Genomic DNA, 20,772 nt, shown 5'->3' with positions numbered 1-20,772 from the left:
GCACGCTGTTGAGTTCTCAAGGAACGGACGCTTCCTTTGTACTCACCCTCTCGGGCTTTCCTCCGGGCTTTCGTTCTGTGTTGTTCTGTTCTTGCATTTCCGACTCTATCAGACTCTTTCGGGCCCGATTTCCTCGGTGCTTTCCAGGTCCTGCGCTTTCGCGCTTTTCCCTTTCCGGCGATTCCGACTCTATCAGATTCATTTCCGTGTCGTTTCCGACGAGGGTTTGAATTCCGATGGCCTTCGGGGGGCCTTTCCCTTTCGGGCGGATCAGACTTTATCAGGTCTCCCTGGGCCATCGATCCCACCCGCTCGCGAACCGTCCGGGCGCACGTATGTGCCCGGGGCCCTGCGAGGTGGAGACGTAAACGTACTGGAGCGGGGCCCCCGGATGCAAATCCGGTTGCCCCGCTCCGGTGTGGTCGCTACGGGCGAGGTCAGACCTCGACCACGACCGGCAGGATCATCGGGCGCCGGCGGTAGCCGTCGGAGACCCACTTGCCCATGATGCGGCGGATCAGCTGCTGGATCTGGTGCGGCTCGGCCACGCCGTCGGCGGCGGCGCGTGCGATGGCTTCCTCGATCTTCGGCAGGATCGCCGTGAAGGCGGAGTCCTCGATGCCGGAGCCGCGGGCCTGCACGGTCGGACCGCTCACGACCTTGCCCGTGGTGCTGTCCACCACGACGAAGACCGAGACGATGCCCTCGTCCCCGAGGATGCGACGGTCCTTGAGCGAGGCCTCGGTCACGTCGCCGACCGAGAGGCCGTCGACGTAGACGTAACCGGCCTGGACCTTGCCCGCGATGCGGGCCTTGCCGTCGATCAGGTCGACGACCACGCCGTCCTCGGCGATGACGATGCGGTCCTTGGGGACACCCGTCATCGCGCCGAGCTCGGCGTTGGCGCGCAGGTGGCGCCATTCGCCGTGCACCGGCATGAGGTTCCGCGGCTTGCAGATGTTGTAGAAGTACAACAGCTCGCCCGCGGAGGCGTGACCGGAGACGTGCACCTTGGCGTTGCCCTTGTGCACGACGTTGGCGCCCCAGCGGGTCAGGCCGTTGATCACGCGGTAGACCGCGTTCTCGTTGCCCGGGATCAGGGACGACGCCAGGATCACGGTGTCGCCGGGGACGATCCTGATCTGGTGGTCGCGGTTGGCCATGCGGGACAGGGCCGCCATCGGCTCGCCCTGCGAGCCCGTGCAGACCAGCACGACCTCGTCGTCCGGCAGGTCGTCGAGGGTCTTGACGTCGACGACGAGACCGGCCGGGACCCGGAGGTAGCCCAGGTCACGGGCGATGCCCATGTTGCGGACCATGGAACGGCCGACGAAGGCGACCCGACGGCCGTACTCGTGGGCGGCGTCCAGGATCTGCTGGATGCGGTGCACGTGGCTCGCGAACGAGGCCACGATGATCCGCTTCTGGGCGCTCGCGAAGACGCCGCGGATGGCGTTCGAGATGTCGCGCTCCGGCGGGACGAAGCCCGGGACCTCGGCGTTCGTCGAGTCGGAGAGGAGGAGGTCGATGCCCTCCTCGCTCAGCCGCGCGAACGCGTGGAGGTCGGTCAGGCGGTTGTCCAGCGGGAGCTGGTCCATCTTGAAGTCGCCCGTGCAGACGACCATGCCGGCGCCGGTGCGGATGGCCACGGCCAGGGCGTCCGGGATGGAGTGGTTGACGGCGATGAACTCGCAGTCGAACGGGCCCAGACCCTCGCGCTCGCCCTCCTTCACCTCAAGGGTGTAGGGGCGGATGCGGTGCTCCTGGAGCTTCGCCTCGATGAGGGCGAGGGTCAGCTTGGAGCCGATCAGCGGGATGTCCGGCTTCTCCCGCAGGAGGTACGGGACGGCGCCGATGTGGTCCTCGTGGCCGTGCGTGAGGACGATGCCCTCGATGTCGTCGAGGCGATCCCGGATGGACGAGAAGTCCGGCAGGATCAGGTCGATGCCGGGCTGCTCCTCCTCGGGGAAGAGGACGCCGCAGTCGACGATCAGCAGGCGACCGTCGAACTCGAAGACGGTCATGTTTCGGCCGATCTCGCCGAGACCGCCCAGCGGGGTGACCCGGAGGCCGCCCTTCGGGAGCTTCGGCGGCGGACCGAGTTCAGGGTGCGGGTGGCTCAAAAGTTTCTCCTTCACCACGCGCGCCACGTACCCCTGAAGGCACGTGGCGCGCATGTCATTCGTGCACTTGCGTTCGTCTGTTGTGGTCTTGCGTGTTCAGTTGTGAAGTCTGTTGTCAGAGCTGTACCCCACCCGCGGCAAGATCGATCTTGAGCTGCGCCGTCTCTTCGGCGGACAGCTCGACCAGCGGGAGTCGCAGCGGGCCCGCGGGCAGGCCCTGCAGGTTCAGCGCGCCCTTGGTGGTCATCACGCCCTGGGTGCGGAACATGCCGGTGAAGACGGGGAGCAGCTTCTGGTGGATCTCGGTGGCCTTCTGCACGTCGCCGCCGAGGTGGGCTTCGAGCATGGCGCGCAGCTCGGGGGTGACCACGTGGCCGACCACCGAGACGAAGCCGACCGCGCCGATCGACAGGAGCGGCAGGTTCAGCATGTCGTCGCCCGAGTACCAGGCCAGGCCGCTCTGGGCGATGGCCCAGCCGGCGCGGCCGAGGTCACCCTTGGCGTCCTTGTTGGCAACGATACGGGGGTGCTCGGCGAGCCGGACCAGGGTTTCGGTATCGATCGGGACGCCGCTGCGGCCGGGGATGTCGTAGAGCATGACCGGAAGTCCGGTCGCGTCGGCGATGGCCGTGAAGTGCCGGTAGAGGCCCTCCTGCGGCGGCTTGCTGTAGTACGGGGTGACGGCGAGCAGGCCGTGGGCGCCGGTGCGCTCGGCCTGGCGGGCCAGCTCCAGGGTGTGGCGGGTGTCGTTCGTACCGATGCCGGCGACGACGTGGGCGCGGTCGCCGACCGCCTCCAGTACGGCTCGTACCAGGTCGTTTTTCTCCGCGTCGGTGGTCGTGGGCGACTCACCGGTGGTGCCGTTGATGATCAGGCCGTCGTTGCCTGCGTCCACCAGATGGACGGCGAGACGCTGCGCGCCGTCGAGGTCAAGTGCGCCATCCGCCGTGAACGGCGTGATCATGGCGGTGAGGACCCGCCCGAAGGGGGTCTGCGGAGTCGAGATCGGAGCCATGGGTAACACGCTACTCGCTGCCACGCTCGCGATGTCCCCTCGGGTGACGTCAACAGGGGGAACCTCCGAGTCGTGGCCTCGGAGGTTGTTGGATCCCGGCACTGCCTGCTCGGGGGTTCAAGCAGTGCCGGGTCCGTTTGATCAGCCTAGATGAACTTTGCGAAACGCCGCAATACGGACACTTGGGACTTGTCTCCGTACATGTGTACGCCGCACGTGCGTCGAGCCTTACGGGGCAACGCGGCCGTTGCCGTTGAAGGCGGCGTACGTCAGCGGCATGAGCCCCGCCCAGTGCTGCTCCATCTTCTCGCCGACCATCTCGATCTCCCGCTGCGGGAAGGACGGGACCGCCGCCAGCTCGTGCTGGGTGCGCAGACCGAGGAAGTGCATGAGCGAGCGCGCGTTGCAGGTGGCGTACATCGAGGAGAAGAGACCGACCGGCAGGACCGAACGGGCGACCTCGCGGGCCACGCCCGCCGCCAGCATCTCCTGGTACGCCTCGTAGGCCTGGCGGTACGAGTCCTCCATGACCCGACCCGTCAGCTCCTGCTGCGCCTCGGTGCCCTCGACGAAGACGTACTTGCCCGGGCGGCCCTCCTGGACGAGCTTGCGCTCGGCGTCCGGGACGTAGAAGACCGGCTGGAGCTCCCTGTAGCGGCCGGACTCCTCGTTGTAGGACCAACCCACGCGGTGCCGCATGAACTCGCGGAAGACGAAGATCGGGGCGCTGATGAAGAACGTCATCGAGTTGTGCTCGAAGGGACTGCCGTGGCGGTCGCGCATCAGGTAGTTGATGAGGCCCTTGGAACGCTCGGGGTCCTTCTGGAGCTCCTCCAGGGACTGCTCGCCGGCCGTGGAGACGCGGGCTGCCCACAGCACGTCGGAGTCGGCGGCGGAGTGCTTCACCAGCTCCACCGTCACCTCGCTACGGAAGCTGGGTTTCAGGTCTGAAGCAGCGGTCTCGCTCACACGGGGTCCTTCCGAACGGTCTTACCTGGGGCGCGCCCACTCTACGGCGCGCACGGTGGGTCCCCGCGCAGCCGCGGAGGGCGCCGGGGTCCCCCGTACAGCTGACGGGGTGCCAAGTTTTTTGGTTGATGTCCCGATTTCAGGCACCGATCGGGGCGTTCGTACGTCCTACAGGGAGAACTTCTTCCGTCCCGCCCCCACGGCCTCCGGGCCCTGATCGTGAGGAGAGTCGCTCCTGTGTTTCGCCGGCGCGAACCCGTCCCGTTCGCCTTCGTCGCCGAGGCCGACCGTTTCCGCAGTAACGTCACTCCGCCGCCGCGCGAGAGTCTGAGCAGGACTCAGATCGCCGCCCGTAGTCTGGTCGGACTGACCGTGGTGGCGGGGCTCGTCGGCTCGTTGCTCCTCGGGATGCCCGCACTGCAGCCGTACGAGGCGACCGGGAAGGCGCAGCAGTCCGAGGCGTCCGAAGGACGGTAGCCTCACGGGCACTGCCCAATCGAACGTGCACGTGAGTGAGGTCCTGCCGTGCCCCTGCCCTTCTTGACGGCCGACGGCGTTTTCGACGTACATGAGGACGAAGCCCTCCCCCACGCGGATCCGGAGCGCTGGCGCCGGCCCTATCGACCCGGTCCCTGGCGCGTGGCCGGAGCGGCCGTACTGCTCCTGCTGGCGGCCTTCATGCTGCTGGCCACGATGATCATCGCCTTCGCGGGCACCTGGCTGGGCGCGGGCGTCGGCCTGGCCGCCTCGCTCCTCGTCGTCGGCTCCGCGCTGCGGATCCTCCGTACGGGCGTCTGGGTGAGCCCGTACGGGCTGCGGCGGGTCGGGTTCTTCCGGACCCGTTCCGTCGCATGGAGCCAGATCGACGCCATCCGTACGGTGCAGCAGCCGGTGCGCTGGCTGGGGCTGCCCCGGACCGTCCAGGGTCAGGCCCTGACGGTGGCCGGCAGTTCCGGTCCGGGGCTGCCGGTCCTGCTGACCGACCACAACGCCGACTTCCTGTCCCGGGGCGAGGCCTTCGACCGGGCCGCCGGGGCGCTGGAGGCGTGGGCGCGGGAGTACCGCCCCGTACCGGCCTGACGCGCCGCGGATGCCGCCGGAAAGCCCGTACGGGGAATCAGACCCGTGCGGGCTTTCCCGCGTGCAGGGCGATGGCGCGCTGCATCGCCTTGCGGGCGCGCGGGGTGTCGCGGGCGTCGTGGTAGGCGACGGCGAGGCGGAACCAACTGCGCCAGTCCCCCGGCGCGTCCTCGGTCTCGGCCTTGCGGCGCGCGAAGGCCTCGTCGGCGGAGTCCCGCAGGATCCGGCCGTACTCGTCGCGCTCCAACTCGTCCTCGGGCAGGCCGCCCTCGGCCTCCAGTTCGGTCGCGAGCTGGTTGGCCCGGGTGACGAACTGGGTGTTCTTCCAGAGGAACCACACGCCGATGACGGGGAGGATCAGCACGGCCACGCCGAAGGTGACGGTGATCCAGGTGCCCTGCCGGAGCAGCATCAGCCCCCGGCTGCCGACCAGGACGAAGTAGACGACCAGGACGGCGGCCGTGATGAAGTAGGTGATCTTCGCGCGCATGGGACTACTGCCTCATCAGCCGAGGTCGAGGAAGTTTTCCAGGCCGAAGGTGAGGCCCGGGGTCTGCGTCACGCGGCGCACGCCGAGCAGGATGCCCGGCATGAAGCTGCTGTGGTGCAGGGAGTCGTGTCGGATGGTGAGGGTCTCGCCCTCGCTGCCGAGCAGCACCTCTTGGTGGGCCAGCAGGCCCCGGAGGCGGACGGCGTGCACCGGGACCCCGTCGACGTCCGCGCCGCGGGCGCCGTCGAGGGCGGTGGTGGTGGCGTCGGGCTGCGCGCCGAGACCGGCCTCGGCGCGGGCGGCCGCGATGAGCTGCGCCGTGCGGGTCGCGGTGCCGGAGGGCGCGTCGACCTTCTTCGGGTGGTGCAGTTCGACCACTTCGACGGATTCGAAGTAGCGGGCGGCCTGGACGGCGAACTTCATGGTGAGGACGGCGCCGATGGAGAAGTTCGGGGCGATGAGCACCCCGGTCTCCGGCGAGCCGGCCAGCCAGGTGTTCAGCTGCCCGAGGCGGTCCTCGGTCCAGCCGGTGGTGCCGACGACGCCGTGGATGCCGTGGCGGACGAGGAAGTCCAGGTTCTCCATCACGGAGTCGGGCGTGGTCAGCTCGACCACGACCTGGGCGCCGGCCTCGGCCAGCGTCTCCAGCTTGTCGCCGCGGCCGAGGGCCGCCACCAGCTCCATGTCCTCGGCGGCCTCGACGGCCTTGACCGCCTCGGAGCCGATGCGGCCCCGGGCGCCGAGGACCGCCACGCGCAGCTTGCTCATGTTCCGTCCTTAAGTGTGTGCGGCCTCAAGTGTGTGCAGCCTTGTTACGGGTACGAGCCGGAGCCCGTACGGAGCTAGGCGACCGCTTCGTCGAGGCGGGCGGCCTGCTTCTCCTTCAGCGGGCCGATCACCGCGAGGGAGGGGCGCCGGGCGAGTACGTCCCGGGCGACCGCGCGGACGTCGTCCGGGGTCACGGCGGCGATCCGGGCCAGCATGTCGTCGACGGACATCTGGTCGCCCCAGCAGAGCTCGCTCTTGCCGATGCGGTTCATGATCGCGCCGGTGTCCTCCAGGCCGAGGACGGTGGAGCCGGAGAGCTGGCCGATGGCGCGGCGGATCTCGTCGTCGTCGAGGCCGTCGGCGGCGACCTTGTCCAGTTCGTCGCGGCAGATCCGCAGCACGTCGTGGACCTGGTTGGGCCGGCAGCCGGCGTAGACGCCGAACAGGCCGGTGTCGGCGAAGCCCGAGGTGTACGAGTACACGCTGTAGGCCAGTCCGCGCTTCTCGCGGACCTCCTGGAAGAGGCGGGAGGACATGCCTCCGCCGAGGGCGGTGTTCAGGACGCCCAGGGCCCAGCGGCGTTCGTCGGTGCGGGCGAGGCCCGGCATGCCGAGGACGACGTGCGCCTGCTCGGTCCTGCGGTTGACGAGTTCGACCCGGCCGGCGGTGCGGATCCGCTTGGTGCCGGTACGGGGGCCCACGGGCTCGGCGTCGGTGCGGGTGAGCGCGCCGGCCTTCTCGAAGGCCGCGCGGACCTGGCGTACGACCTTGTCGTGGTCGACGTTGCCGGCCGCGGCGACGACCAGGCGGGTCGGATCGTAGTGCTTCTTGTAGAAGCGGCGGATCCGGTCGGCGCCGAGGGCGTTGATCGTGTCGACGGTGCCGAGGACGGGACGGCCGAGCGGCGAGTCCCCGTACATGGTCCGGGCGAACAGGTCGTGGACCACGTCGCCCGGGTCGTCCTCGGTCATCGCGATCTCTTCGAGGATGACGCCGCGTTCGGCGACGACGTCCTCCTCGCGGATCAGCGAGCCGGTGAGCATGTCGCAGACCACGTCGATGGCCAGCGGCAGGTCGGTGTCGAGCACCCGGGCGTAGTAGCAGGTGTACTCCTTCGCCGTGAAGGCGTTCATCTCCCCGCCGACCGCGTCGATCGCGGAGGAGATGTCGAGGGCACTGCGCTTGTCGGTGCCCTTGAAGAGGAGGTGCTCCAGGTAGTGGGTGGCTCCGTTGAGCGTGGGCGTCTCGTCCCGGGAGCCCACGTTCGCCCAGATGCCGAAGGTGGCGGAGCGGACGGAGGGCAGCGTCTCGGTGACGATGCGCAGTCCGCCGGGCAGGACGGTGCGTCGGACGGTGCCGATGCCGTTCTGCCCCTTGAGCAGGGTTTGGGTACGGGCGACGGCCCGCCCCTCCGAAGAGGGGCGGGCCGTCACACGGGAACTACGCGACGTCACTTGTCGGAGTCGTCCTTGTCAGCGTCGTCACCGGCGGCCTCGCCGTCGATCACGGGGATCAGGGACAGCTTGCCGCGCTGGTCGATCTCGGCGATCTCGACCTGCACCTTGGCGCCGACCGCGAGCACGTCCTCGACGTTCTCCACGCGCTTGCCACCGGCGAGCTTGCGGATCTGCGAGATGTGCAGCAGGCCGTCCTTGCCGGGCATGAGGGAGACGAAGGCACCGAAGGTGGTGGTCTTGACGACCGTACCCAGGTACCGCTCGCCGACCTCCGGCATGGTCGGGTTGGCGATCGCGTTGATCGTGGCGCGGGCGGCCTCGGCGGCCGGGCCGTCGGAGGCACCGATGTAGATGGTGCCGTCGTCCTCGATCGTGATCTCGGCGCCGGTGTCCTCCTGGATCTGGTTGATCATCTTGCCCTTGGGGCCGATGACCTCACCGATCTTGTCCACGGGGATCTTGACCGTGATGATCCGCGGGGCGTTCGGGGACATCTCGTCCGGCGTGTCGATCGCTTCCATCATCACGTCGAGGATGTGGAGGCGGGCGTCACGGGCCTGCGTCAGGGCCGCGGCCAGGACGGAGGCGGGGATGCCGTCGAGCTTGGTGTCGAGCTGGAGCGCGGTGACGAACTCCTTGGTGCCGGCGACCTTGAAGTCCATGTCGCCGAACGCGTCCTCCGCACCGAGGATGTCGGTGAGGGCGACGTAGTGGGTCTTGCCGTCGATCTCCTGGGAGATCAGGCCCATGGCGATGCCGGCGACGGGGGCCTTGAGGGGCACACCGGCGTTCAGCAGCGACATGGTGGAGGCGCAGACCGAACCCATGGACGTCGAACCGTTGGAGCCGAGGGCCTCGGACACCTGACGGATCGCGTAGGGGAACTCCTCGCGGGTCGGCAGGACCGGCACGATCGCGCGCTCGGCGAGCGCGCCGTGGCCGATCTCGCGGCGCTTCGGCGAACCGACGCGGCCGGTCTCGCCGACGGAGTACGGCGGGAAGTTGTAGTTGTGCATGTAGCGCTTGCGGGTCACCGGGGAGAGGGTGTCCAGCTGCTGCTCCATGCGGAGCATGTTGAGGGTGGTGACGCCCAGGATCTGGGTCTCGCCACGCTCGAACAGCGCCGAGCCGTGCACGCGCGGGATGGCCTCGACCTCGGCGGCGAGGGTACGGATGTCCGTGAGCCCGCGGCCGTCGATGCGGACCTTGTCCTTGATGACGCGCTCGCGGACCACGGCCTTGGTCAGGCTGCGGTAGGCGGCGGAGATCTCCTTCTCGCGGCCCTCGAAGGCCGGGAGGAGCTTCGCGGCGGCGATCTCCTTGACGCGGTCCAGCTCGGCCTCGCGCTCCTGCTTGCCCGCGATGGTCAGCGCCTGGGTGAGCTCGCCCTTGACCGCGGCCGAGAGGGCCTCGAACACGTCGTCCTGGTAGTCCAGGAAGACCGGGAACTCGCCCTCGGGCTTGGCGGCCTTGGCGGCCAGGTCGGCCTGGGCCTTGCAGAGGACCTTGATGAAGGGCTTCGCGGCGTCCAGACCGGAGGCGACGATCTCCTCGGTCGGCGCCTCGGCGCCGCCCTTGACGAGGGCGATGGTCTTCTCGGTGGCCTCGGCCTCGACCATCATGATCGCGACGTCGCCGTCTTCGAGGGTGCGACCCGCGACGACCATGTCGAAGACGGCGTCCTCGAGCTCGGTGTGCGTCGGGAAGGCGACCCACTGGCCGCGGATCAGCGCGACGCGGACGCCGCCGATCGGGCCGGAGAAGGGCAGGCCGGCCAGCTGGGTGGACGCGGACGCGGCGTTGATCGCGACGACGTCGTACAGGTGGTCGGGGTTGAGCGCCATGATCGTCGCGACGACCTGGATCTCGTTGCGCAGGCCCTTCTTGAAGGACGGGCGCAGCGGGCGGTCGATCAGGCGGCAGGTGAGGATCGCGTCCTCGGAGGGCCGGCCCTCACGACGGAAGAAGGAGCCGGGGATCTTGCCGGCCGCGTACTGCCGCTCCTCGACGTCCACCGTGAGGGGGAAGAAGTCGAGCTGGTCCTTGGGCTTCTTCGACGCGGTGGTGGCGGACAGCACCATCGTGTCGTCGTCCAGGTAGGCAACGGCGGAGCCGGCGGCCTGGCGGGCCAGACGGCCCGTCTCGAAGCGGATGGTGCGGGTGCCGAAGGAACCGTTGTCAATGACGGCCTCGGCGTAGTGGGTCTCGTTCTCCACTAGCGATATCTCCATTTTCGTCGTCTCCGTCCGCCACCCGTGTGGTGGTGGACGGTTGCGGAGAAGCGCTCCTGGCGTGCGGGCCGGTCTTCGATCGAAGCACCCGGTTCTCTGCCCTCCTGGGGCTTTCCGGATGCCACTACCGAGGACCGGCGGCGTAGGGAGGGCGCTCCTCCTCTTCCTCTTGTGCGCTGTCCCCAGACTACAAAGCGTCCGGTACCTCGCGCACGTACAGCAAAGGGAGCGGCCCCATCGTCGTGGGCACCGCTCCCCTCACAGCGTCTTTACTTGGCGCCGGCCGCACCGCGACGGATGCCGAGGCGCTCGACCAGCGCGCGGAAGCGCTGGATGTCCTTCTTGGCCAGGTACTGCAGCAGGCGGCGACGCTGGCCGACCAGGATCAGCAGACCACGACGGGAGTGGTGGTCGTGCTTGTGGGTCTTGAGGTGCTCGGTCAGGTCCGAGATGCGGCGGGACAGCATCGCGACCTGGACCTCGGGGGAGCCGGTGTCGCCCTCCTTGGCACCAAACTCTGCGATGAGCTGCTTCTTCACTGCGGCGTCGAGCGGCACGCGTACTCCTCGTAATAGGTCTTCGTTGCCATCGAGTGCCCCAGGTCGAATTCTCTGGGGATCTTCCGTGACTCGGGAGGCGGGGTCCGCTGAGCGCAGTCCACAGACCCTCTGTCGAGGAGTCCGGCGGACGCGTACACAAACGGCCGTAACACAGCGTACCAGGCGTGCGGGTCCCGCCGTCTCAGCCGGTGAGCGAGCGGACGCGGCCGTGGATGTCGAGCACGGCCAGGGTCAGCGGGACCAGACCGAGCAGTACGGCGGCCTCGGTGAGGTCGAGCAGCCGTCCCCAGAAGGGTGACAGGCCCGTGCGGGGGATGACAAGCGCAATTCCCGTGAGGAGGGCCGCACCGGCGGCGAGGCCGGCGCAGAGCCAGAGCGTACGGAGGTCCCGGCCGGCGCCCTGGGGGTCGGCGGCGACCGCCAGGGCCAGGGCGAGCAGGGCGATCGCGGCGATGCCGGCGGTGAGGGCGACGGCGACCTGCGCGGTGCGGCGGAAGAGGCGGGCCCGCAGGAGCATCGCCAGTCCGGTGGCGAGGGCGAGCAGCCGGGCCCACGGGTCGTCCGAGGCGCCGAGGACGGCGGCGGAGCCGACGGCGACGGCCGCGCAGCCGCCCAGCAGGCCGAGGAGCAGTTCGTGGCCCCGGCGGGCCCGGGCGGCGATGAGGTCGGCGTCGAGGGGGCGGGCCGGGCCGGGGTCGGGGCCGTCACCGTACGGATCGGGGTCGGGGGTGGTGGCGTACGCGGCGGCCTCGGCGTCCTCGGTCGCGTCGCGGGGGGCCGCGTAGCCGATGGGCAGCCGGGCGCCGCGGGCCGCGAGGCCGGGGAGGAAGGCGACCAGCCCGATGGCGACGGGGGCGCAGACGGCGGCGACTCCGGTCGCGGAGGCTCCGGTGGTGAGGGCGGCGAAGCCGGCGAGGGCGCCGGCGCAGGCGAGGAGGGCGGCGGCGACGAAGGGGGCGTCGCCCTGCGGGCTGAGGGCGATCAGGGCGACGGAGGCGACGAGGACGCAGACGCTGCCGAGGAGGAACTGGAGGCGGCCCGGTCCGGCGCCGGGTGCGGGGGCGACGAGGCCGGCGCCCGCGATCATCAGGAGCGGGAGGGCGCCGAGGCCGAGGGCGGCGGCGCAGGCCCGGTCGTGGTGGACGCGGGCGCGCGCCCCGGCGGCGGCGGTCAGGGCGAGGCCGAGAGCGGCGGCGACGACGCCGGGCAGGCCGTGCACGTCGTGGCGGACCGGGTCGGCGCACCACAGCACGACGGCGAGCAGGGCGAGGAGGAGGGCGGCGCCCGCCAGGCCCGCGCCGCGCAGCATGCCGTCGTCCCAGCGGCGGCGGTCGCGGACGACGGCGGAGGCGACGGCGTCGCAGACGTCGTCGAACACGGCGGGCGGCAGGGACTCGGCGAAGGGCCGCAGGTTGAGCACCTCGCCGTCGAGGACCTGCTGGGCGGCCAGGGTGCGGGCGCCGTCGAGGACGGCGCCGGTGCGGCGTACGAGGTGGAAGCCGGCGGGGGCGCCGACGGGCTGCGGCGGGCGGGTCAGGCGCAGCAGTTCGGGGTACACGTCGGCGACGGCGAGGTCCTCCGGAAGGGCGACGTCGACGCGGCTGTCGGGGGCCACGACGGTGACCCTGCGAAATCCCGTCGATCCGGCCGTGTTCACCTGTGTGACCTCCTTGTCGGCGCCCCGCGGCGGCCTCCGGTTCGGTCGCGCGCGGGCTGCGGGGCGTCACCGTAGCCGGGCCGGGGGGCGGCCGGTCGGCCACTAGGATCACCGGCCCGCGACGGTTTTTCCCCTTCCGTGCGCGGGAGTTGGGGGCGCCGGCCGTGGCGGCCCGGCCGTCGTCTAGGGACTGGTGCTCCGGTGAGCCAGATCGTCGTCAAACGCCCGCCCCGGTCGCTGCCGCCGGAAGTTCCCTCGGAAGAGGTGCGGTTGGAGCCGCCACCGGCCCTGCCGCGGGGGCAGCAGGAGGGCGTCCTGATGCAGTTGCTGCCGATGCTCGGCATGGGGTCGTCGGCCGCGTTCTTCTTCCTGCCGTCGGCCGGGGCGCACCCGTTCATGCGCGTCATGGGCGTGCTGATGCTGATGTCCACGGTGGCGATGGTCGTCGCGCAGCTGGTCCGCCACCGGCGGGGCACGCAGGGGCAGATGGCGGACGTGCGCCGGGACTACCTGGCGTATCTGGCGCGGACGCGCCGTCGGGTGCGGCGCGCCGCGCGGGCGCAGCGCGACGCGCAGTGGTACCTGCATCCGGCGCCGGAGCAGTTGTGGGCGGTGGCGGCGGACCCGTCCCGGCTGTGGGAACGGCGCTCCGGTGACACGGACTTCGGGCAGGCCCGGTTGGGGCTGGGTCCGCAGCGCCTCGCGTCCGCGCCGGTGGCGCCGCCGACGGCGCCGGTGGAGAACCTGGAGCCGTTGGCGGCGGGCGCGATGCAGCGCTTCCTCCAGGTGCACTCCTGCCTGGACGGGTTGCCGGTGGCGGTGTCAGTGCGGGCGTTCTACCACCTGACGGTGTCGGGCGAGGCGGCGTCGGCGCGGGGCGCGGTACGGGCGCTCCTGGCGCAGCTGGTGACGCTGCACTCCCCCGAGGACTTGATGGTGGCGGTGGCGGTCGGGCCGGATGCGGCGCCGGCGTGGGACTGGATGAAGTGGCTGCCGCACGCGCAGCTGCCGGGGCACTTCGACGGGGCCGGTACGCGGCGGCTGTTCGGCGACGAGTTGGGTGAGTTGGAGGGGTTGTTGGCGTCCCGGCTGGAGGGGCGGCCGCGGTTCGGCCGGGACGCGGCGCCGCTGCTGGACCGGCCGCACCTGGTGTTGGTGCTCGACGGGGCGACGGTGGCCCCGGAGTCGGTGTTCGCGGCGCCGGAGGGCTTGCAGGGGGTGACCGTCGTGGAGGTGGTCGCGGGCGGGGCGGCAGAGCCGCGCGGCGGGTTGTCGATCGTGGTGCGGCCCGGGCTGATGCGGCTGGAGGCGGGGCCGGGGGACGCGTACGAGGGCGTCCCGGACCTCCTGTCGCTGCCGGCGGCCGAGGCGCTGGCCCGCCAGTTGGCGCCGCTGCGCACGGGCGGCGGGGACGACGACGAGCCACTGCTGGCGAACCTGGACTTCACCGATCTGCTGGACCTGGGCGACGCGGCCGCCGTGGACGTGGCGCGGACCTGGCGGCCCCGGTCGGCCGGGGAGCGGCTGCGGGTGCCGATCGGGGTGGGTGAGGACGGTGGCCCGGTGATGCTGGACCTGAAGGAGGCCGCGCAGGAGGGCATGGGCCCGCACGGGTTGTGCGTGGGGGCGACGGGTTCGGGCAAGTCGGAGCTGCTGCGCACGCTGGTGCTGGGGCTGGCGGTGACGCACGACTCGCGGACGTTGAACTTCGTCCTGGCGGACTTCAAGGGTGGCGCCACGTTCACCGGGATGGGGCGTCTGCCACACGTCGCGGCCGTGATCACGAACCTGGCGGACGATCTGACGCTGGTCGACCGGATGGGTGACTCGATCGGCGGTGAGCTCCAGCGCCGGCAGGAGCTGCTGCGGGCGGCGGGCAACTACGCGAACCTGCACGACTACGAGCGGGCCCGCGCGGCCGGTGCGCCGTTGGAGCCGCTGGCCTCGCTGGTCCTGGTGATCGACGAGTTCTCCGAACTGCTCACGGCGAAGCCCGACTTCATCGACATGTTCGTCCGGATCGGCCGCATCGGGCGTTCGTTGGGCGTGCACCTGCTGTTGGCCTCGCAGCGGCTGGAGGAGGGCCGGTTGCGCGGGCTGGACACGTACCTGTCGTACCGGATCGGGCTGCGGACCTTCTCGGCGGCGGAGTCCCGGACGGCGATCGGCGTGCCGGACGCCTACCACCTGCCGTCGCTGCCCGGTTCGGGGTACCTGAAGTCCGGTACGGACGCGATGACCCGCTTCAAGGCGGCGTACGTCTCGGGCGCCCACCGCGAGGGCGGCCCGGAACCGGTGGCCGGGCCGGGCCCGGCGCGGCGGCGGCCCGCGCTGTTCACGGCGGCGCCGGTGGCGGTGGCGCACCCGGAGGCGCAGGTCGCGGAGGCCGAGGTCGCCGACGCGGTGGACCGGGCGGACCCCGCGCGTCCGGTCCGGGACGACGCGCTCGCCGACACGGTGCTGGACGTGATCGTGGGGCGGTTGGAGGGGCAGGGGGTGCCCGCGCACCAGGTGTGGTTGCCGCCGCTGGACGAGGCTCCCCCGCTGGACCGGCTGCTGCCCGCCCTGGTGGTGGACGACGAGCGGGGGCTGCACGCGTCCGCGTACGAGCGGCTCGGCGCCCTGGTGGTGCCGCTGGGGTTGGTCGACAAGCCGTTCGAGCAGCGGCGCGAGGTGCTGCTCCGGGACTTCTCGGGGGCGGCGGGTCACCTGTTGGTGGTGGGCGGTCCGCGGTCGGGCAAGTCGACGCTGTTGCGGACGCTGATCTCCGCGTTCGCGCTCACGCACACCCCGCGCGAGGTGCAGTTCTACGGGCTGGACTTCGGCGGTGGCGCCCTGGCGTCGGTGGCGGAGCTGCCGCACGTCGGCGGGATCGCCTCGCGGCTGGACCCGGAACGGGTGCGGCGCACGGTCGCGGAGGTGGCGGGCGTCCTCGGCCGGCGCGAGGAGTTCTTCCGGGCGAACGGCGTCGACTCCGTGGACGGGTACCGGCGGCGGCGGGCGGCGGGCGAGCTGCCCGGCGAGGCCTGGGGCGACGTGTTCCTCGTGATCGACGGCTGGGGCGGCTTCCGAGGCGAGTACGAGGGCCTGGAGCCGGTGGTCACGGACATCGCGTCCCGGGGGTTGGGATACGGCATCCACGTGGTGGTCACCGCGTCCCGGTACATGGAGGTCCGGTCGGCGCTGAAGGACCAGATGCCGGGTCGACTGGAACTGCGGCTCGGCGACGTCATGGACTCCGAGTTCGACCGGCGGGTCGCGGCGAACGTACCGGCGGGCGTGCCGGGTCGCGGTCAGGTGCCTGAGAAACTGCACTTCCTGGGGGCGCTGCCGCGCGTCGACGGGGGCCACGGCACGGACGACCTGGGGGCGGCGACGACGGCCTTCGTGGCGGCGGTGCGGTCGGGTTGGACGGGGCCGCCGGCGCCCGGCGTACGCCTGCTGCCGAGGTCGCTGCACGCGGACCGGCTGCCGAAGGGCGGGGAGTTCCCGGAACGCGGGATCGCGTTCGGCATCGCCGAGACGGATCTGGAACCGGTGTTCGTCGACTTCGCGGCGGACCCGTTCTTCCTGGTGTTCGGCGAGAGCGAGTCGGGCCGGACGAACCTGCTGCGGCTCATCGCCCACCAGATCGCCCGGCGCTGGACCCCGGACGAGGCGAAGCTGGTCGTCGGCGACTACCGACGGGGGCTGCTCGGAGCCCTCCCGGAGGAGCACCTGCTGGAGTACGCGCCGACGGCGAACTCGCTGCACCTGCACATGGAGGCGCTGGTCGGGGTGTTCTCGCGGCGCCAACCGCCGGCGGACGTCACCCCGCAGCAGTTGCGGGACCGCAGTTGGTGGACGGGCCCGGACGTGTTCGTCATCGTCGACGACTACGACCTGGTGGCCACCGGCCAGGGCAATCCGCTGGCGGCGCTCACCGAGTTCCTGCCGTTCGCCCGGGACACCGGCGTCCGGTTCGTCATCGCGCGCAGTTCGGCGGGCGCCTCGCGGGCGCTGTACGAGCCGTTCATGCAGCGGATCAAGGAGCTGGGCGCGCAGGGCGTGGTGCTGTCCGGCGACCCGTCCGAGGGGGACCTGCTCGGCACGGTCCGCCCCCGCCCGATGCCCCCCGGTCGCGGCCACTTCGTCTCGCGCCGGCGCGGCACCTCGTTGGTGCAGTTGGGACGGATGCCGCAGGGGTGACGGGGCGGGGGCGGTGGGCGCGGCGGAGCGGACGCGGAGGGTGTGACGGGGTGGACGCGGGCGGTGTGACGGGGTGGACGCGGAGGGTGTAGCGGGCATCACCCGGAAAACCGCACCCCGGAGCCGCGTTCCGCCGATAATCGGCAGCGAAGGGCCGAGCAGCACCCGCACCACCGAGGGAACCGAGGGAAAGGCCGCACATGGGCAATCAGCAGGAGAAGGACGAGCTGTACGCGCTCGACATCAGCGGCGTCGAGTGGCAGGGCCCGCCCGGGACCAGCCCCGACGAGGAGCGGGTCGAGATCGCCAAGCTGCCCGAGGGCGCGGTGGCCATGCGGTCCTCGCTGGACCGGGAGACCGTGCTGCGGTACACGGCCGCCGAGTGGGAGGCCTTCGTACTCGGCGCGAGGGACGGGGAGTTCGACCTCACCTGAGGCCCGGTCCGGACCGGACGTCCGCGGGGACCCGCGCGTCCCGGGTGCTCACGAAGGGGCGTGCCCGATGCGGGCGCGCCCCTTCGCCGCGCCGCGTACGGGGTTCAGTAGGCCTCGGTGAACAGGCGCGAGGCCTTCATGTCGGTGGCGCGGTAGTCGCCCTTGCCCTGTTCGATGAGCCGGGCGACGGACTCCAACTGTCGGCGCATGTGGTCGGCCCTGCGGTGGTACTTCGTCTGGAGGCCGACGTACTCCAGGTGCGCCTCGCCGTCCCAGGTGTCGGTGACCACCTTGACGGCCTGCTCCATCTCGGCGAGGTCCTTGACGATGTTGTTGGAGACGGTCCGGATGCGGTCGGCCATCTGCTGGACGCTCTCGTACCGGACGCGGGTGTAGCCGTCGGTGCCGGACATGGTGTTCTCCTTCAGCGGTGGGGGTGGGGCGGGGGCAAAGGGCTTCGGGTCAGACGCCGTCGAGGCCGGACGGGCCCGGGGTGATCGTGCGGAACGCCGAACGGACCTCCTCGTCCTGCGCGTTGCTGAGGTTCTTGGTCTGCGAGACGGCGTGGTGCAGGACGCCGAGCAGGCGGCGGATCTCGTCGTGGTCGATGTTCAGGTCGGCCTGCGCCTTCTTGAAGCCCTCGGCGCCCGCGCCGGTCCAGCCCGCGCCGGCGGTGGCGAGGATGTCGGCCAGTTCCCGGGCCTGGGTGGTCACGGCGTTCGCCGTCTCGGAGATCTTGTGGGCAGCCCTGACGACCGGATCGTCGGCAAGTCCGAAGGTGTTCGTCATCCGAAGCTCCTCGCTTCTCGGTTCGGTTCCTGGTTCGGTTCTCGGTCCGGTTCCCGGTTCGGTTCCGGTTCGGTTCCGGTTCGGTTCTCGGTCCGGTTCTCGTTCGTGTGGTTCACCGCGAAGGGTTTCGGCGGGTGCGGGCCGCGCGCAGCACGTTCGCCGTCCCGGCGATGACGGCGACGAGCAGCCCGCCCGCGCCGAGCGCGTACGTACCGAGCCGTACCTCGCGTTCCTGCGCCGTCTCGGACAGGTGCAGCGGGGCCGCTCGCGGGGCGATGGCCGGCGGCGGGCCCGGGTCGGGGACGGGGGGTCCGGGTGGCGCGAGGTCCCGGGTAACGGCGCGCACCGGGTCGACGACTCCCCAACCGAGCTGGTCGTCACGGCCGTTGATGCCGCGTTCGGCCGTGTGCTGGATCTGCCGGACCACGTCGTGGGCGCTCCATCCGGGGTGCTCCGCGCGCAGCAGGGCGGCGACGCCGGCGACGTGGGGCGCGGAGAAGCTGGTGCCGCTGTCGACGCACTGCCCGAAGCCGGGGACGGTGGAGACCACGTCGACGCCGGGGGCGGCCACCCCGATGAAGTCGCCGGGTTGGGAGAACACGGCGCGTTCGTTGTTGCGGTCGGACGCGGCCACCGCGAGGACGCCGGGGAAGGCGGCCGGGTAGGTCCGGCGGTGGTGTCCGGCCCGGCCGTCGTTGCCCGCCGAGGCGACGACGACGACATCCTGGGCCAGGGCCCGTCGGACGGCCCGGGCCAGGTCGGAGTCGGGGCCGAGCGGGGCGTCGGTGTCCTGGGAGATGTTGATGACGTGGGCGCCCGCGGCCACGGCGTGGTCGACGGCCCGGGCGAGGGGGGCGGCCAGGCCACTGCCCTGTCCGTCGTTGTGCCGGATGGGGATGAGGGTGGCCTCGGGGGCGAGGCCGACGAAGCCGGTGCCCGCCTGCGGGCGGGCCGCGATGATGCCGGCGACCTTGGTGCCGTGCCCGACGGTGTCGTTCGTGCCGTCGCCGCCCTTCGGGTCGACGAAGTCCCGCCCGGCGGCGGTGTCGAGGGCGCCGGCGAGTTGCGGATTGGCGCGGTCCACCCCGGAGTCGATGACGGCGACGCGCACGCCCTTGCCCTTCGTACCGGCCCACAGTTCGTCGAGGAGGAGCCGTTGGAGGGCCCAGGGCCGCTCGGCGATCTGCCGCTTCATGGGGAAGGCGCACTCGCCCGTCCCGTCGAACCCGAGCCCGAGCCCGGAGGCGAACCCGAGCGCGAGCCCGGAGGCGTGCCCGAGCCCGGAGGCGTGCCCGAGCCCGGAGGCGAACCCGTGCCCGGGGGCACGGGCGTACGGGAACTGCGGCGCGGGCGCTCCCGCCGTCCCGCAGGCCGCGAGGAGGCCGGCGGCGGCCACCAGCCGGGCGGCGCGCGACGGGAAGGCAGACAGACCGCACTGGTTCCGGGGCGGCGTGCTCATGAGCCCTGGGTTCGGCGGGCGGATTCGGTGTCCAGACGCGGCCCCTTGGAGAGGAACTCCGACCAGGCGATGGGCACCGGGGGCGGAACCACGTCGGCGTAGCCCAACCGCGTCTGCGCCTCGCCGACCCCGGGCCGGCCCCGCCCGCCGCCGCCCCCACCGTCGCTCCCGCTCCCGTCCGCCGGGACGGCGTAGCGCAGGCCCGTGTCGGTGACCAGGAACAGGGAGCCGCCGGCGGCGGTCTGGCGGCCCTGGACCTGGGTGTAGAGGAGGCCGGAGCCGGGGGTGACGTAGGAGCCGGCGCCGCTCGCGGTGATGTCGACGGGGAAACCGGAGCCGGCCCAGGTGCTCAGGGTCGGGACGCCGGCGGCGTCGACGGCGCGCAGGACGTTGCAGACGGTGTCGCGCCGCGTGCCCGCAGGCTCCCCGCCGGCGGCGCCGACCCCGTTGATCCGGACGCCGCGCCGGCGCGGCCACTTGACGTCCGCGCCGAAGGGCGGGACGTCCTGGCCCAGCGACTGGAGGTCGACCTCACGGGCCCTGCCGTGCAGGTCGAGGGCGTCGGCGGTGGGCGCGGCGATCAGCAACCGGGCCATGAACTCGGTGACGGGCGCGACCCGGCCCGGCAACACGACGTAGTACTGGGTGCCCGCGCCGGTCTGGGCGCTCAGGACCGTGCCGACCCGGTTGTCCGCGGCGGCCAGGCCCCGGACGCCGGCGTGCGCGCCGGGGGAGCCGGGCAGGCGCGGGAAGGCGAGGTCGTCGCCGGGGTCGAGGGTGGCCAGCCACTGCTCGGTGACGGGTTGCGGGGTGGCGTCGGCGCCGACCAGGGCGGTGGTGAGGGTGCCGGCCGCCGGCCCGCCGTCGGGGAACGCGTACTTGGTGCCCGTCGCGTCGACCAGGTACCGCTGCCGCCCGGCGCCGGTGCTACGGACGTACAGCACCTGTCGGTCGGTGGTGCGGAGCGTGCCGTCGAGCGGGCCGGCCTCGCGGTCGGCGAGGACGAAGACGGCGCTCTGCACGCCGAGGCCGTTGCCGCCGGGCCGCTGGCAGACGGCCCACCGTTTGGGCTTCCCCGCGTCCTTCGGCTCGGGCAGCCGGTCGGGGGCGTAGGGGATGCCGATGATGGGCCCGCGCGGCGGGCGGCCCGCGTCCAGCACCTCGTCCTTGACGTGGACGACCTTGAACTTCCGCGGATCGAGGAGGAGTCGGGCCGAGGCCAGGTTCAGCACCGGGTGCAGTCGGCTCCGGTGCGAGCCGGCCTCCTCCGTGGAGAGGATCACGTAGCGCGTGGTCGACCGGCTCCCGACGATGACCCGGGCGCCGGGCTCGTTCCAGCCCTTGGGCGCCTGCGGTCTGAACATGCCCCAGGCGCCGGAGCCGACGAGGACGAGAACGCCGACGATCAGCGTGGGAAGGATCGCGCGCAGCGGCCTGGGGGCGCCCTCCTCGCTGCCGGTGGCGGAGGGTTGGAGGAACGCGGCCACCGTACGCCGCTTCGCAAACGTGTACGCATTGAGCTCATCGCGTCGTGATGCCAAGACCGCCTGCT

General features: G+C 71.7%; 17 protein-coding genes. 4 read left to right on the top strand and 13 right to left on the bottom strand.

Features of this window, described 5'->3' with window-relative positions; translation table 11 throughout:
- Positions 1 to 437: 437 nt before the first annotated feature.
- The 3 genes from AB0D46_RS05630 to thyX all read right to left on the bottom strand — a co-directional run bounded on the left by AB0D46_RS05630 (position 438) and on the right by thyX (position 4,107).
- The gene (locus AB0D46_RS05630; RefSeq protein ID WP_362875975.1) at positions 438 to 2,123 is read right to left on the bottom strand and encodes a ribonuclease J; all 1,686 of its coding nucleotides are present in this window, start codon (positions 2,121 to 2,123) and stop codon (positions 438 to 440) included.
- Positions 2,124 to 2,238: 115 nt separating this feature from the next.
- Positions 2,239 to 3,138 carry a 4-hydroxy-tetrahydrodipicolinate synthase gene (gene dapA / locus AB0D46_RS05625; protein WP_362875974.1) on the bottom strand — a complete coding sequence of 300 codons (900 nt, stop codon included), beginning with the start codon at positions 3,136 to 3,138 and terminating at the stop codon, positions 2,239 to 2,241.
- 228 nt (positions 3,139 to 3,366) lie between these two features.
- A complete protein-coding gene (gene thyX, locus AB0D46_RS05620; protein WP_362875973.1) occupies positions 3,367 to 4,107 on the bottom strand; it encodes an FAD-dependent thymidylate synthase in 741 nt (246 codons plus the stop codon).
- Positions 4,108 to 4,344: 237 nt separating this feature from the next.
- Here thyX and AB0D46_RS05615 point away from each other — a divergent pair, with 237 nt between their 5' ends.
- Together AB0D46_RS05615 and AB0D46_RS05610 are read left to right on the top strand one after the other, a co-directional pair.
- Entirely contained in the window at positions 4,345 to 4,584 is a 240-nt protein-coding gene (locus tag AB0D46_RS05615; RefSeq protein WP_362875972.1) for a hypothetical protein, read from the top strand.
- A gap of 48 nt (positions 4,585 to 4,632) precedes the next feature.
- Positions 4,633 to 5,187 carry a PH domain-containing protein gene (locus AB0D46_RS05610; protein ID WP_362875971.1) on the top strand — a complete coding sequence of 185 codons (555 nt, stop codon included), beginning with the start codon at positions 4,633 to 4,635 and terminating at the stop codon, positions 5,185 to 5,187.
- 37 nt (positions 5,188 to 5,224) lie between these two features.
- Here the strand turns inward: AB0D46_RS05610 and AB0D46_RS05605 are convergent, their stop codons facing one another.
- The 6 genes from AB0D46_RS05605 to eccD all read right to left on the bottom strand — a co-directional run bounded on the left by AB0D46_RS05605 (position 5,225) and on the right by eccD (position 12,350).
- Entirely contained in the window at positions 5,225 to 5,677 is a 453-nt protein-coding gene (locus tag AB0D46_RS05605) for a hypothetical protein (protein WP_362875970.1), read from the bottom strand.
- A 15-nt stretch (positions 5,678 to 5,692) separates the two neighbouring features.
- Positions 5,693 to 6,445, bottom strand: a complete 753-nt coding sequence (gene dapB, locus AB0D46_RS05600) for a 4-hydroxy-tetrahydrodipicolinate reductase (protein WP_362875969.1) — start codon at positions 6,443 to 6,445, stop codon at positions 5,693 to 5,695.
- A 74-nt stretch (positions 6,446 to 6,519) separates the two neighbouring features.
- Entirely contained in the window at positions 6,520 to 7,899 is a 1,380-nt protein-coding gene (locus tag AB0D46_RS05595) for a pitrilysin family protein (RefSeq protein ID WP_362875968.1), read from the bottom strand.
- On the bottom strand, positions 7,896 to 10,118 hold the full coding sequence (locus AB0D46_RS05590; RefSeq protein ID WP_362875987.1) for a polyribonucleotide nucleotidyltransferase: 2,223 nt from the start codon (positions 10,116 to 10,118) through the stop codon (positions 7,896 to 7,898). Before AB0D46_RS05590 ends, AB0D46_RS05595 begins: the two co-directional genes overlap by 4 nt.
- A 284-nt stretch (positions 10,119 to 10,402) precedes the next feature.
- Positions 10,403 to 10,690: a 30S ribosomal protein S15 gene (gene rpsO / locus AB0D46_RS05585; RefSeq protein WP_267011887.1), complete on the bottom strand. Its 288-nt coding sequence runs from the start codon at positions 10,688 to 10,690 to the stop codon at positions 10,403 to 10,405.
- 184 nt (positions 10,691 to 10,874) lie between these two features.
- A complete protein-coding gene (gene eccD / locus AB0D46_RS05580; protein WP_362875967.1) occupies positions 10,875 to 12,350 on the bottom strand; it encodes a type VII secretion integral membrane protein EccD in 1,476 nt (491 codons plus the stop codon).
- Positions 12,351 to 12,551: 201 nt separating this feature from the next.
- On the opposite strand from eccD, the gene eccCa reads away from it, so the two are divergent.
- Both eccCa and AB0D46_RS05570 read left to right on the top strand, forming a co-directional pair.
- Positions 12,552 to 16,538 (top strand): type VII secretion protein EccCa, encoded by a 3,987-nt coding sequence (gene eccCa / locus AB0D46_RS05575; RefSeq protein ID WP_362875966.1) that lies wholly within the window; start codon positions 12,552 to 12,554, stop codon positions 16,536 to 16,538.
- 200 nt (positions 16,539 to 16,738) lie between these two features.
- Positions 16,739 to 16,972, top strand: a complete 234-nt coding sequence (locus tag AB0D46_RS05570; protein WP_362875965.1) for a DUF397 domain-containing protein — start codon at positions 16,739 to 16,741, stop codon at positions 16,970 to 16,972.
- A gap of 104 nt (positions 16,973 to 17,076) precedes the next feature.
- Here the strand turns inward: AB0D46_RS05570 and AB0D46_RS05565 are convergent, their stop codons facing one another.
- The 4 genes from AB0D46_RS05565 to eccB form a co-directional block, all read right to left on the bottom strand.
- On the bottom strand, positions 17,077 to 17,385 hold the full coding sequence (locus AB0D46_RS05565) for a WXG100 family type VII secretion target (RefSeq protein ID WP_362875964.1): 309 nt from the start codon (positions 17,383 to 17,385) through the stop codon (positions 17,077 to 17,079).
- A gap of 49 nt (positions 17,386 to 17,434) precedes the next feature.
- Positions 17,435 to 17,761 (bottom strand): WXG100 family type VII secretion target, encoded by a 327-nt coding sequence (locus AB0D46_RS05560; RefSeq protein ID WP_362875963.1) that lies wholly within the window; start codon positions 17,759 to 17,761, stop codon positions 17,435 to 17,437.
- 112 nt (positions 17,762 to 17,873) lie between these two features.
- Positions 17,874 to 18,956: a type VII secretion-associated serine protease mycosin gene (gene mycP / locus AB0D46_RS05555; protein ID WP_362875986.1), complete on the bottom strand. Its 1,083-nt coding sequence runs from the start codon at positions 18,954 to 18,956 to the stop codon at positions 17,874 to 17,876.
- Positions 18,957 to 19,216: 260 nt separating this feature from the next.
- Positions 19,217 to 20,761 carry a type VII secretion protein EccB gene (gene eccB / locus AB0D46_RS05550; RefSeq protein ID WP_362875962.1) on the bottom strand — a complete coding sequence of 515 codons (1,545 nt, stop codon included), beginning with the start codon at positions 20,759 to 20,761 and terminating at the stop codon, positions 19,217 to 19,219.
- Positions 20,762 to 20,772: the final 11 nt, after the last annotated feature.

Source organism: Streptomyces sp. NPDC048383, assembly GCF_040651775.1.
GTDB lineage: Bacteria > Actinomycetota > Actinomycetes > Streptomycetales > Streptomycetaceae > Streptomyces.
The sequence above is the reverse complement of the archived record's forward strand: the minus strand, read 5'-3'. Positions and strand labels throughout refer to the sequence as shown.